The organism is Rhizobium sp. P2_G2 (assembly GCF_056403555.1).
Window position 1 is genome coordinate 35,954 of record NZ_JBFUFF010000005.1, and the last position, 13,320, is coordinate 49,273.

The 13,320-nt window shown below is 60.2% G+C and carries 12 protein-coding genes; all 12 read left to right on the top strand.

The window, feature by feature from the left end:
* Positions 1 to 5 precede the first annotated feature (5 nt).
* A complete protein-coding gene (locus AC1D06_RS06060) occupies positions 6 to 497 on the top strand; it encodes a hypothetical protein (protein WP_477878976.1) in 492 nt (163 codons plus the stop codon).
* Between the two features lies 1 nt (position 498).
* Complete coding sequence (gene nuoG, locus AC1D06_RS06065; RefSeq protein WP_477985567.1) at positions 499 to 2,580, top strand: NADH-quinone oxidoreductase subunit NuoG; 2,082 nt, start codon at positions 499 to 501, stop codon at positions 2,578 to 2,580.
* A 20-nt stretch (positions 2,581 to 2,600) separates the two neighbouring features.
* Entirely contained in the window at positions 2,601 to 3,644 is a 1,044-nt protein-coding gene (gene nuoH, locus AC1D06_RS06070; protein ID WP_477985568.1) for an NADH-quinone oxidoreductase subunit NuoH, read from the top strand.
* A gap of 39 nt (positions 3,645 to 3,683) precedes the next feature.
* Complete coding sequence (nuoI, locus tag AC1D06_RS06075) at positions 3,684 to 4,175, top strand: NADH-quinone oxidoreductase subunit NuoI (protein ID WP_477985569.1); 492 nt, start codon at positions 3,684 to 3,686, stop codon at positions 4,173 to 4,175.
* Positions 4,176 to 4,295: 120 nt separating this feature from the next.
* On the top strand, positions 4,296 to 4,910 hold the full coding sequence (locus AC1D06_RS06080) for an NADH-quinone oxidoreductase subunit J (RefSeq protein WP_477878980.1): 615 nt from the start codon (positions 4,296 to 4,298) through the stop codon (positions 4,908 to 4,910).
* 14 nt (positions 4,911 to 4,924) lie between these two features.
* On the top strand, positions 4,925 to 5,233 hold the full coding sequence (gene nuoK, locus AC1D06_RS06085) for an NADH-quinone oxidoreductase subunit NuoK (RefSeq protein WP_477878981.1): 309 nt from the start codon (positions 4,925 to 4,927) through the stop codon (positions 5,231 to 5,233).
* Between the two features lie 7 nt (positions 5,234 to 5,240).
* On the top strand, positions 5,241 to 7,235 hold the full coding sequence (nuoL, locus tag AC1D06_RS06090) for an NADH-quinone oxidoreductase subunit L (protein WP_477985570.1): 1,995 nt from the start codon (positions 5,241 to 5,243) through the stop codon (positions 7,233 to 7,235).
* Positions 7,235 to 8,746, top strand: a complete 1,512-nt coding sequence (locus AC1D06_RS06095) for an NADH-quinone oxidoreductase subunit M (protein WP_477878983.1) — start codon at positions 7,235 to 7,237, stop codon at positions 8,744 to 8,746. The genes nuoL and AC1D06_RS06095 overlap by 1 nt, the downstream gene beginning before the upstream one ends.
* 17 nt (positions 8,747 to 8,763) lie before the next feature.
* A complete protein-coding gene (nuoN, locus tag AC1D06_RS06100) occupies positions 8,764 to 10,206 on the top strand; it encodes an NADH-quinone oxidoreductase subunit NuoN (RefSeq protein WP_477985571.1) in 1,443 nt (480 codons plus the stop codon).
* Positions 10,203 to 10,967 carry a biotin--[acetyl-CoA-carboxylase] ligase gene (locus AC1D06_RS06105; protein WP_477985572.1) on the top strand — a complete coding sequence of 255 codons (765 nt, stop codon included), beginning with the start codon at positions 10,203 to 10,205 and terminating at the stop codon, positions 10,965 to 10,967. Before nuoN ends, AC1D06_RS06105 begins: the two co-directional genes overlap by 4 nt.
* A gap of 11 nt (positions 10,968 to 10,978) precedes the next feature.
* Positions 10,979 to 12,646 carry a ribonuclease J gene (locus AC1D06_RS06110; protein WP_477878986.1) on the top strand — a complete coding sequence of 556 codons (1,668 nt, stop codon included), beginning with the start codon at positions 10,979 to 10,981 and terminating at the stop codon, positions 12,644 to 12,646.
* Positions 12,647 to 12,670: 24 nt separating this feature from the next.
* Positions 12,671 to 12,940 (top strand): DUF1467 family protein, encoded by a 270-nt coding sequence (locus tag AC1D06_RS06115; protein ID WP_477878987.1) that lies wholly within the window; start codon positions 12,671 to 12,673, stop codon positions 12,938 to 12,940.
* Positions 12,941 to 13,320: the final 380 nt, after the last annotated feature.

Genomic DNA, 13,320 nt, shown 5'->3' on the forward strand with positions numbered 1-13,320 from the left:
GAAACATGAGCGAGCCGCAACAGGGCAGGGACGAGGCGGAAGCGCGGGATACCGCAGCTGAGCCGAACTTTGCCCAAGCGTCCGCCAAATTCATCGCCGATCAGGCGGCGGTGATGACGATGATGACTGCCGTCGGCGTCAATATGGCGACGCAGATGGCGGGTCTCTTCATGGGGGCAATGGCCGATGCGCTGGACAAGCGCAATGAGGCGGCGCCGGTGAAGACGGAAGGGGCGAAGAAGCCGGAAGAACCGAAGGTCGTGCCGCTCAAGGTGGTCCGGAAAACCGAGACCGCCAGGACGGACGACCTCAAGCGGATTTCCGGCATCGGCCCGAGATTGGAAAAAGTGCTCAGGGACATGGGTGTCACCTCATTTGCCGATATCGCCAAATGGGATGATGCCGAGGCCATGAGAATCGATAAAGAGCTTGACCTCGACAACCGGATTATCCGGGACGGCTGGGTCAGGCAGGCGAAAGCGCTGTTGGAAGGCTGAAATGGCGAAGCTGAAAGTTGACGGAAAAGAAGTCGAGGTACCGGATCATTTCACGCTGTTGCAGGCGTGCGAGGAGGCTGGCGCCGAAGTTCCGCGCTTCTGTTTTCATGAACGGCTGTCGGTCGCCGGCAATTGCCGCATGTGTCTGATCGAAGTGAAGGGTGGCCCGCCGAAGCCGCAGGCATCGTGCGCCATGGGCGTGCGCGACGTGCGCGGCGGCCCGAATGGCGAACTGCCGGAAGTCTTCACCAACACGCCGATGGTCAAGAAGGCCCGCGAAGGCGTGATGGAATTCCTGCTGATCAACCATCCGCTGGATTGCCCGATCTGCGACCAGGGCGGCGAATGCGACCTGCAGGACCAGGCGATGACCTTTGGTGTCGACGCCTCGCGCTACCAGGAAAACAAGCGCGCCGTCGAAGACAAGTATATCGGACCGCTGGTCAAGACGGTGATGAACCGCTGCATCCACTGCACGCGCTGCGTCCGCTTCACCACGGAAGTGGCTGGGATCAGCGAACTCGGCCTGATCGGCCGCGGCGAGGATGCTGAGATCACCACCTATCTCGAAAGCGCCATGACCTCGGAACTGCAGGGCAATGTCGTTGACCTCTGCCCTGTCGGCGCGCTGACCTCCAAGCCCTTTGCCTTCACGGCACGTCCGTGGGAGCTCAACAAGACGGAATCGATCGACGTCATGGACGCGCTTGGTTCGGCGATCCGCGTCGACACCCGCGGCCGTGAAGTCATGCGCATCCTGCCGCGCGTCAACGAAGACATCAACGAGGAATGGATCTCCGACAAGTCCCGCCATATCTGGGATGGTCTGAAGACCCAGCGCCTCGACCGGCCCTATGTCCGCAAGGACGGCCGACTGGTGCCAGCCACCTGGCAGGAAGCGTTTGCCACCATCAAGGCTGCCGTTTCCGCCACATCAGGCGAGAAGATCGGCGCCGTTGCCGGCGACCTCGCTTCCGTCGAGGAAATGTATGCGCTCTCCGAACTCGTGCGCTCGTTCGGTTCGCAGAATCTCGATTGCCGCCAGGATGGCGCCCAGCTCGATCCGTCGAACGGCCGTGCCAGCTATATCTTCAACCCGACCATCGCCGGCATCGACGAGGCGGACGCGCTGCTGATCGTCGGCGCCAATCCGCGCATCGAAGCCTCTGTGCTCAACGCTCGCATCCGCAAGCGCTGGCGCCGCGGCGGTTTCCCAGTCGGCCTCATCGGCCAACAAGCGGATCTGCGCTACAAGTATGACTATCTCGGCGCAGGCACCGACACGCTCGATGATCTCGCCGCCGGCAATGGCAGCTTCCTCGACAAGCTGAAGAACGCCAAGAAGCCGATGATCATCATCGGCCAGGGGGCGCTTTCTCGCGCCGATGGCCGCGGCATTCTCGCAACCGTCGCCGGCCTCGCCGAATCGGTGGGTGTGCTGACGCCTGAATGGAATGGCCTTGCTGTGTTGCACACCGCCGCTTCCCGCGTCGGTGGCCTCGATCTCGGCTTCGTGCCGGGCGAGAACGGCGTCGATGCCGCGACCCAGCTCGCGACCATGGACGTGGTCTTCCTGCTCGGTGCCGACGAACTCGATTTCTCCAGGAAGAGCACCAATCTTCTGGTCTATATCGGCTCGCATGGCGACAATGGCGCCTCGAATGCCGACGTGATCCTGCCGGGTGCCACCTATACCGAAAAGTCGGGCATCTGGGTGAACACCGAAGGCCGGGTGCAGATGGGCAATCGCGCCAATTTCGCACCGGGCGACGCGCGCGAGGACTGGGCGATCATCCGCGCCCTCTCGGACGTGCTCGGCAAGCGCTTACCCTTTGATTCGCTTCATCAATTGCGTGCAAAACTCTATGCAGCCTTCCCGCATTTCGCCGAAGAGGACGAGATCAAGCTGGGCAGCGTCGACGAAATTGCCGCAGTTGCGAAAAAACTCAGGAAAATGGACAAATCGGGGTTTGCTTCTCCGATCAAAGACTTCTATTTGACGAACCCGATAGCACGCGCCTCGGCGGTCATGGCCGAATGCTCCGCATTGGCCCAAAGCAACCTTAAGGTTGCGGTGGAATAGGCGCGAGGGGACAGGGAATCATGGACGATTTTTTCACCGCCTATGTCTTGCCGGCATTGATCATGGTCGGCCAGTCGCTTCTGATGCTGGTTCTGCTCCTGGTCTTCATCGCCTTCATTCTGCTTGCCGACCGCAAGGTCTGGGCGGCAGTGCAATTGCGCCGTGGTCCGAATGTGGTGGGTCCGTTCGGACTTTTCCAGTCCTTCGCCGACCTGGGCAAATTTATCCTGAAGGAACCGATCATCCCGGCCGGTGCCAACAAGGCCGTCTTCCTGCTCGCCCCGCTCGTCGCCGTGACGCTGGCGCTTGCCACCTACGCCGTCATCCCGGTCAACCAGAACTGGGTGATCGCCAATATCAATGTCGGCATCCTCTACGTCTTCGCCATCTCCTCGCTCGAAGTCTATGGCGTCATCATGGGCGGCTGGGCGTCGAACTCGAAATATCCGTTCCTCGGCGCGCTGCGCTCGGCGGCGCAGATGGTGTCCTATGAAGTCTCTATCGGCTTCGTCATCGTTACCGTGCTGCTCTGCGTCGGTTCCTTGAACCTCACCGACATCGTGCTGTCGCAGAAGGTCGGCCTCGGCACCAAGCTTGGCCTGCCGAACTCCTTCCTCGACTGGCATTGGCTGTCGCTGTTTCCGATGTTCATCGTTTTCTTCATCTCGGCGCTGGCCRAAACGAACCGGCCGCCGTTCGACCTGCCGGAAGCTGAATCGGAACTGGTCGCTGGCTTCATGGTCGAATATGGCTCGACCCCGTACATGATGTTCATGCTCGGCGAATATGCGGCCATCGTGCTGATGTGCTCGCTGACCACCATCCTTTTCCTCGGAGGCTGGCTGCCGCCGGTCGATATCTTCATCCTCAACTGGGTGCCGGGCATCATCTGGTTCCTGATCAAGGTCTGCCTGTGCTTCTTCATGTTCGCCATGGTCAAGGCCTTCGTGCCGCGCTATCGCTATGACCAGCTGATGCGGCTGGGCTGGAAGGTTTTCCTGCCGCTGTCGCTCGCCATGGTCGTCATCACCGCCTTTGTCCTGAAACTGACGGGATGGGCGTGATATGGCGGCTCCAATCAATACAATGAAGGAATGATTGCGATGTCAGCCATTGCACAGTCCATCCGTTCGCTGTTCCTTCGGGAGTTCTTCGGCGCGTTCGTCCTTACCATGCGGTATTTCTTCAAGCAGAAGGCGACCGTGAACTATCCTTACGAAAAGGGTCCGGTCTCGCCCCGCTTTCGCGGCGAGCATGCGCTGCGCCGTTATCCGAACGGCGAGGAACGCTGCATTGCCTGCAAGCTCTGCGAGGCGATCTGTCCTGCCCAGGCCATCACCATCGAAGCCGGCCCGCGTCGCAATGACGGCACCCGCCGCACAGTGCGCTACGACATCGACATGGTGAAGTGCATCTATTGCGGCTTTTGCCAGGAAGCCTGCCCCGTTGACGCCATCGTCGAGGGTCCGAATTTCGAATTCGCCACCGAAACCCGCGAAGAGCTTTATTTCGACAAGCAGAGGCTGCTCGACAACGGCGACCGGTGGGAGCGTGAAATCGAGCGCAATCTGGCGCTCGACGCGCCCTATCGCTGATCGGCATATCAATTCCTCCGGCCCGGCCGGAGTTCATTCAAGGGGCCCGGTGGCTTAGCCGGGGGAAACGGGGAGGGGCCACGTGGCCTCAGATCCCGGGGAAGAAAAAGGCGCCAAAATATGGGTCTGCAGGCTCTGTTTTTCTATCTGTTCGCCTTCGTCGCGGTGGCGTCGGCATTCATGGTCATCTGGGCCAGGAACCCGGTTCATTCGGTCCTGTTCCTGATCCTGACCTTCGTCAATGCGGCAGGCCTCTTCCTGCTCACCGGCGCCGAATTCCTGGCGATGATCCTGCTGGTCGTCTATGTCGGCGCGGTGGCGGTGCTCTTCCTGTTCGTCGTGATGATGCTCGACATCGACTTCACCAAGCTGCGCTCGACGGCGCTTGAATATACGCCGGTCGGCGTGCTGATCGGCCTCATCCTTGCGGCAGAACTGGTCATCATCATCGGCGGCACGGTGTTCACCCCGAACGTGGCGAAGAGCATTTCGATGCCGATCCCGGACGTGGCCAAGCGCACCAACACGGCAGCGCTCGGCGACGTGCTCTATACCCACTACGTCTACTTTTTCCAGATTGCCGGCCTCGTTCTCCTCGTCGCCATGATCGGCGCGATCGTGCTGACCTTGAAGCACCGCACCGATATCAAGCGGCAGAACATCGGGAGCCAGGTGGCGCGCAATCCCAAGACGGCTATCGCCGTCGTCAATCCGAAACCCGGCCAGGGCATCTGAGGCGGAGAGAGATCATGGAAATCACCATCGGCCATTACCTCACCGTCAGCGCCATCTTGTTCATGCTCGGCCTGTTCGGCATCTTCCTGAACCGCAAGAACGTCATTGTCATCCTGATGTCGGTGGAACTGATCCTGCTCGCGGTCAACCTCAACATGGTGGCCTTCTCGTCCTTCCTGCACGACATTACGGGCCAGGTTTTCGCGCTGTTTATCCTGACCGTCGCTGCCGCCGAAGCGGCGATCGGTCTTGCAATACTCGTCGTCTTCTATCGCAACCGGGGCACGATCGCGGTCGAAGACGTCAACATGATGAAGGGCTGAGAAGGCTATGATCATCTACAAACTCATCGTCTTCCTGCCGCTTCTGGGCGCGATCATCGCTGGCCTCGGCGGCAACCAGATCGGCGCCAAGGCGTCGGAATATGTGACGACCGGCTTGCTGCTGATTGCCGCCGTTCTCTCCTGGATCGTTTTCTTCATGGTCGCCGTCGGCAACACGGAACAGTTCACTGTTCCTGTCATGCGCTGGGTGCAGTCCGGCGGCGTCGACGTCGAATGGGCCTTCCGCATCGATACGCTGACTGCCGTGATGTTCGTCGTCGTCAACACAGTGTCGAGTCTGGTGCATGTCTATTCGATCGGCTACATGCATCACGACCCGGATCGGCCGCGCTTCTTCGCCTATCTGTCTCTCTTCACCTTCGCCATGCTGATGCTGATCACTGCCGATAACCTGCTGCAGATGTTCTTCGGCTGGGAAGGCGTGGGTCTCGCTTCCTACCTGCTGATCGGCTTTTGGTATAAGAAGCCGTCGGCGAGTGCTGCGGCGATGAAGGCCTTCATCGTCAACCGCGTCGGTGACTTCGGCTTCGCGCTCGGTATCTTTGGCGTCTTCGTCCTGTTTGGCTCGATCAATTTCGAATCCATCTTCGCTGCTGCCCCGACTTACATCCCGGCACCCGGCGCCAAGGGTGCCACCGATGCGGTGATCAACCTCTTCGGCATGCAACTCGACAAGCAGGCCGCGATCACCGGCACCTGCCTGCTGCTGTTCATGGGCGCTATGGGCAAGTCGGCGCAATTCCTGCTGCACACCTGGCTGCCGGACGCAATGGAAGGCCCGACCCCGGTCTCGGCCCTCATCCATGCCGCGACTATGGTTACCGCCGGCGTCTTCCTCGTCGCTCGCATGTCGCCGCTGTTCGAGTTGTCGCATACTGCGCTTGTCTTCGTGACGCTGGTCGGCACGATTACCGCCTTCTTCGCTGCCTCGGTTGGCCTTGTGCAGAACGACATCAAGCGCGTCATCGCTTATTCGACCTGTTCGCAGCTTGGCTACATGTTCGTGGCGCTCGGCATGGGCGCCTATGGCGCAGGCATTTTCCACCTGTTCACGCACGCCTTCTTCAAGGCGCTGCTGTTCCTCTGTGCCGGTTCGGTGATCCATGCCGTCTCCGACGAGCAGGACATGCGTAACATGGGTGGCCTCCGTACCTATATCCCGAGGACGTTCTGGCTGATGGTTATCGGCACGATCGCCATCACCGGTGTCGGCATTCCCGGCACCTTGATCGGCACCGCCGGCTTCTTCTCCAAGGACGGCATCATCGAGACGGCCTATGCCTCGACGAGCCCGCTCTCCGGCTTCTCCTTCACCCTGCTGGTGCTCGCCGCGGTGTTCACGAGCTTCTATTCATGGCGCCTGATCTTCATGACCTTCTTCGGCAAGCCGCGCGCTTCCCACGATGTCATGCATCACGTACATGAATCGCCGAATGTCATGCTGGTGCCGCTCTATGTCCTCGCAGCCGGCGCGCTTGTCGCTGGTGTCATCTTCCACAATTACTTCTTCGGCGAAGCCTATAAGGAGTTTTGGAAGGGGGCGCTGTTCACGCTGCCGCATAACGACATTCTCGAAGCGCATGAGCATGTGCCGCTGCTCGTCAAGTGGGCCTCGTTCATCGCCATGGTCGTCGGTCTGGCGGTCGCCTGGCTGTTCTACATCCGCTCGCCGTGGATGYCGGGCTACTTCGCCAACCAGCAGCGATTCCTCTACCGGTTCCTGCTCAACAAATGGTATTTCGACGAGCTCTATGACGTGCTCTTCGTCCGCTCTGCCAAGTGGCTCGGCCGCTTCCTGTGGAAAGAGGGTGATGGCACGGTCATCGATGGCCTCGGTCCGAACGGTGTCGCTGCCCGCGTCATCGATGCGACCAATCAGGTCGTCCGCCTGCAGACCGGCTATCTCTACCACTATGCCTTCGTGATGCTGATCGGCATTGCCGCACTCGTAACCTGGATGATGCTCGGGAGTTCGTTCTGATGTCCGGTTGGCCCATTCTTTCGCTGGTCACATTCATACCGCTGGTCGGCGCCGCCCTGCTTCTGCTGATGAAGGGCGATAGCGAGGACGGCCGGCAGAACGTGCTCTATATCTCGCTTGCCACGACTGTCGTTACCTTCGTGCTGTCGCTGTTCATCTGGTGGGGCTTTGACAATTCGACGGCCAGCTTCCAGTTCGTCGAGAAGCAGAATTGGCTGAACACCGGCATTTCCTACCATGTCGGCGTTGACGGCATCTCCATGCTGTTCGTGATCCTCACGACCTTCCTCATGCCTTTCTGCGTGCTGGCGAGCTGGATCTCGGTCGAGAAGCGCATCCGCGAATATATGATCGCCTTCCTGTTCCTGGAAACACTGATGATCGGCACCTTCGTGGCGCTCGACATCGTACTCTTCTACGTCTTCTTCGAAGGCGTGCTGATCCCGATGTACATCATTATCGGTGTCTGGGGCGGCAAGGAGCGCGTCTACGCCTCCTACAAGTTCTTCCTCTATACGCTGCTCGGCTCGGTGCTGATGCTCTTGGCAATCATGGCGATGTACTGGGATGCGGGCACGACCGACATCACTCAGATGCTGACCCACAAGTTCCCGGCGCATATGCAGACCTATCTCTGGCTGGCCTTCTTCGCCTCGTTTGCGGTGAAGATGCCGATGTGGCCGGTGCATACCTGGCTGCCGGACGCACACGTGCAGGCGCCGACGGCGGGCTCGGTCATCCTAGCCGGCATCCTCTTGAAGCTCGGCGGATACGGTTTCCTGCGCTTCTCGCTGCCAATGTTCCCGTTGGCGTCCGAATATTTCGCGCCGCTGATCTTCTCGCTCTCGGTCATCGCCATCATCTACACCTCGCTGGTGGCGTTGATGCAGGAGGATATCAAGAAGCTGATCGCCTATTCGTCGGTGGCCCATATGGGCTACGTGACCATGGGCATCTTCGTTGCCAATACGCAGGGCATCCAAGGGGCGCTGTTCCAGATGCTGTCGCACGGCATCGTCTCCGGCGCGCTCTTCCTCTGCGTCGGCGTCGTCTATGACCGGACGCATACCCGCGAAATCAACGCCTATGGCGGTCTGGTCAACAACATGCCGAAATATGCGGTGGCCTTCATGGTCTTCACCATGGCCAATGTCGGCCTTCCCGGCACGTCCGGCTTCATCGGCGAGTTCCTGACGCTGCTCGGCGCTTTCCGCTTCAACACCTGGGTGGCCCTGTTTGCCACGACGGGCGTGATCCTCTCGGCCGCCTATGCGCTCTGGCTCTATCGCCGGGTGATTTTTGGTGCGTTGGAGAAAGAGAACCTCAAGAAGCTTCTCGACCTCTCACCGCGCGAACAGCTGATCCTCTATCCGATGGTCGCGCTGACCATTTTTTTCGGCGTCTATCCGGCACCGGTCTTCGATGCCACCGCCGCTTCGGTCGACCACCTCGTCAATAGCTATACCGCGGCCGTGCAGGCCGCGCATGATGTCGCATCCGCGGCGCAGTGATCACGGGACACTTGAAAATGACTTCTGAACCCATTCTCTTAAGTCTGAGCGTCTCGACCCCAGAGCTGATCCTGGCGATCGGCGCCTTGGCGCTGCTGATGATCGGCGTCTATGGCGGCGAAAAGTCGGCCAAGCCGGTGACCTGGTTGTCGATCGCGTTGATGGTTGTCGCCGCACTCTGGATCATCTTCTACCCGGCCGACGGTTCTGCCTATAGCGGCGCCTTCGTCTCGGACCATTTCGCGCGCTTCATGAAGATCCTGGCGCTGATCGGCTCGGCATCGGCACTTCTCATGTCCACCAGCCTGCAGGGCGTGGAGAAGATCGACAAGTTCGAATTCCCGGTCCTGGTCACGCTTGCGACTCTCGGCATGATGCTGATGATCTCGGCGCATGACCTGATCTCGTTCTACATGTCGCTGGAATTGCAGTCGCTGGCGCTCTATGTCGTCGCCGCGATGAACCGTGAATCCGCCCGTTCGACCGAAGCCGGCCTGAAATATTTCGTCCTCGGTGCGCTGTCCTCGGGCATGATGCTTTACGGCATGTCGCTGGTCTACGGCTTCACCGGCCACACGAATTTCGCCGACATCGCCAAGATCCTCGGTTCCGAGACCCGCTCGCTGGGCCTGGTCTTCGGTCTGGTTTTCGTCCTCGCCGGCGTCGCCTTCAAAATCTCGGCCGCTCCCTTCCACATGTGGACGCCGGACGTCTACGAAGGCGCACCGACCCCCGTGACCGCCTTCTTTGCCGGCGCGCCGAAGATTGCCGCCATGGCGGTTTTCGTCCGCGTGGTGATTGAGGCCTTTCAGCCGATCACCCATGATTGGCAGCAGATCGTTATTTTCGTCTCGATGCTGTCGATGGTCATCGGTTCCTTCGCCGCCATCGGCCAGACCAACTTCAAGCGCCTGATGGCCTATTCCTCGATCGGTCACATGGGCTACGCCTTGGTCGGTCTCGCGGCCGGCAACCAGCCGGGCGTTTCCGGCGTGATGCTCTACATGACCATCTACGTTGCCATGACGCTCGGCACTTTTGCCGTCATCATGTCGATGCGCAACAAGGATGGCGAAGCGCTGGAGCGCATCGACGACTTCGCCGGCCTGTCGACCACAGATCCGCTGATGGCTGCGGTGCTGACGATCATGATGTTCTCGCTCGCAGGCATTCCGCCGCTGGCCGGCTTCTTCGCCAAGTATTTCGTCTTCGTCGCCGCGATCAAGGCCGGCCTCTACTGGCTGTCGGTCATCGGCGTACTCGCTTCGGTCGTCGGCGCTTACTATTATCTGCGCATCGTCAAGCTGATGTGGTTCGATGCGCCTGTCCGCGAGATCGCCCGCGTTCCAGGTAGCCTCAAGCTGGTCTATAGTATCGCCGGTGTGTTCGTCCTCGGCTATGTCGTCTTCGGCGGTCCGATCGGCAATGCGGCAGAAGCGGCGGCGGCCGCCCTGTTTTGACAGTTACCGAACAGAACAGCAGATTGATCGAGCGCTTCAGGCATGAGGCGCTCGATGACGTTGGATCGACCAACACTGTTTGCATGGAGCGCGCTCGCGCCGGAGATTCCGGCCATCTCTGGATCACCGCCCGCCGCCAACTTGGCGGTCGCGGCCGTCGAGGCAGGGTCTGGGTGTCGGAGCCGGGCAATCTCTATGCATCCCTGCTGCTGATCAATCCCGCGCCGGCATCTGCCCTGGGATCCCTGCCGATCGCTGTGGCGCTCGCGCTCTATCGCGCCATTTCCGACGAAATGCCGTTTGCCGACGACCGCATCGCCATCAAATGGCCGAATGATATCCTGGTTGATGGCAAGAAGGTGTCCGGCATCCTGGTCGAGGCGGAAAACCTGCCGGATGGCCGGCATGCCGTGGTGATCGGCTGCGGCATTAACATCGCCCACCGACCGGACAATCCGCTCTATCCTTCCGTCACTCTTCACGAAGCGGGCGCCACGGCCTCGCCGGAAAGCTTGTTCGCGCATCTGATGCAGGAACTGGCCGGCGTGCTTGCCCTCTGGGATCATGGACAAGGTGTGCCGGCCGTTGTCGCAGAATGGAAACGGCACGTGAAGGGCATCGGCGCACCAATCACCGTGAATTTGCCGGATCGGTCGATATCCGGGATTTTTTCGGCTATAGACGATGATGGCCTGCTGCAATTGCAACTTCCGACCGGCGAGGTGATACGGATCGCTTCGGGCGATGTCTTCTTTTCGTGAAAGTATGATCGATGGCCGCAAATGACGAATTGGTGTTCCTGCCTTTGGGAGGTGTCGGCGAGATCGGCATGAACCTCGCCCTCTACGGTTTTGGCCCGAAACAGCACCGGCAGTGGATCATGGTCGATTGCGGCGTGTCTTTCGCGGGGCCGGACCTGCCGGGCGTCGAACTGATCCTGCCCGATATCAGCTTCGTTGAAAAGGAAAAGCCCAACCTCAAAGCGATGTTCATCACGCATGCGCATGAAGACCATTATGGCGCCGTCCGCGATCTCTGGCCGCGGCTCGGCGTACCGCTTTACGCTTCGCCCTTCACCCAGGGCCTTCTGGAAGCGAAGGGCGATTACGACAGCACCCGCGACGAAATCCCGGTGAAGACGCTTGTCCCCGGCATGCGCGTCGACGTCGGCCCCTTCAGCGTCGAGCCAATTAATGTCGCCCATTCGATCCCCGAAGCGATGGGTCTCGTGATCCGCACCCCGCTCGGCAATGTGCTGCACACCGGCGACTGGAAGATCGATCCGCAGCCGTCGCTCGGCAAGCCCACCGACGAAGCGCGGCTGCGCGAGATCGGCAATGAGGGCGTGCTGGCGCTGATCTGCGATTCCACCAATGCCCAGCGCGAGGGCGATTCTCCGTCCGAGATGGACGTCTCCAACAGCCTGGCGGAAGTGATCAAGCGTGCCGAGGGCAGGGTGGCGATTACCACGTTCTCCTCCAATGTCGGCCGCATCAAATCGGTGGCGCTTGCCGCTCAGCAGGCCGGCCGTGAGGTGATGCTGCTTGGCTCGTCCATGCGCCGCTCGACCGATGTCGCGCGGGATCTCGGCATGCTCGAAGGCATGAAGCCGTTCATCGCCGAGGACGAATTCGGCTATCTGCCGCGCGAGCACGCGGTGGTGATCCTCACCGGCAGCCAGGGCGAGGCGCGTGCGGCGCTTGCCAAGATATCGCGCGACGAGATGCGCAATATCGGTTTTTCCAAGGGCGACACCTTCGTCTTCTCCTCGCGCACGATTCCCGGCAATGAGAAGGCGATCCTCGACATCAAGAATGCGCTGATCGACCAGGGCATGATCGTCATCTCCGACACCGATGCGCTGGTGCATGTCTCGGGCCATCCGCGCCGCAACGAATTGAAGCGCATGTACGAATGGACCAAGCCGAAGATCCTTGTTCCGGTGCATGGCGAAGCGGCGCATCTGCATGCCCATGCCGAACTTGGCCGTGAAGCCGGCATCCCCCAGGTGGCCGAAGTGCGCAACGGAATGATGTTGCGTCTGGCGCCGGGGCCGGCCGAGATCATCGACGAGGCGCCGCATGGCCGCATCTTCAAGGACGGCAACCTGATCGGCGATTTCGACGAAATGGGTATCGGTGATCGCCGCAAGCTCGCCTATGTCGGCCATGTCTCCGTTAATGTCATCCTCGACGGCCGTTACGATTTCGTCACGGAACCGGATGTCGTCGCCTTCGGCCTGCCTGCCTTCGACGAAGAGGGCGAGGACATGGAGGACCTGCTGTTCGACGCGGTGATGGGCGCTGTCGAAAGCATTCCGCGCACCAAGCGCAAGGACCTCGACATGGTCAAGGAGGCGGCGCGGCGTGCGGTGAGGGCTGCGGCAAATCAGACCTGGGGCAAGAAGCCGGTTGTGACGGTCTTCGTCACCCGGATATAATCGCCGGAAACGGGGAAACCTCACATGCCTTGGCTATCGATCGTCGCGGAATATTTCATCTGCTGGTGGATCACCTTGTTCATGGTCCTGCCGGTGGGGCTGCGGACGCAGGGCGAGAACAAATCCGTGGTCAAGGGTACGGTGGAAAGTGCGCCGGCGAACTTTCGCTTCTGGCGGATGTTCCTGATGAACACCATCGTCGCCGCGGTTGTCTACGGCGTCTTTTACTGGCTGACCGAGGTCAAGGGCGTCAGCGCCATGTCTATCCCGCGCATCATCCCGGACTTCAAATAATCACAGGTAATGCGAAACGGCGTCCGCCGCGCGGACGCTGATCTCCTGGCGGGGCATAGATGGCGGTGACAGCCTTCGCTTACCGGTTCCATCCGCGACTGTAAAACGACGCGATCTCGACCTGCCGATCCTGCCTTTATGGCATCTGCCATGGGAGACAGTCGGCGCCTCGTATCCAGTCCGGACTCGCTTTCCGGCACACCGGGTTTTCTTGTGTTTTGTTACCAATTGCTTACGCAATTTGRCGCTTATCAAGCGCCGCGACAGTGCTGTCGCCAGCGGACAAGTCGACGACGCTTTCGAGAATCCGCGTTCAAGGCAAGCTTCGTAAGCCATTCGCAAGGCAAAAAAAAACAAGGCATAAAGCCTTGTTTTTTAGT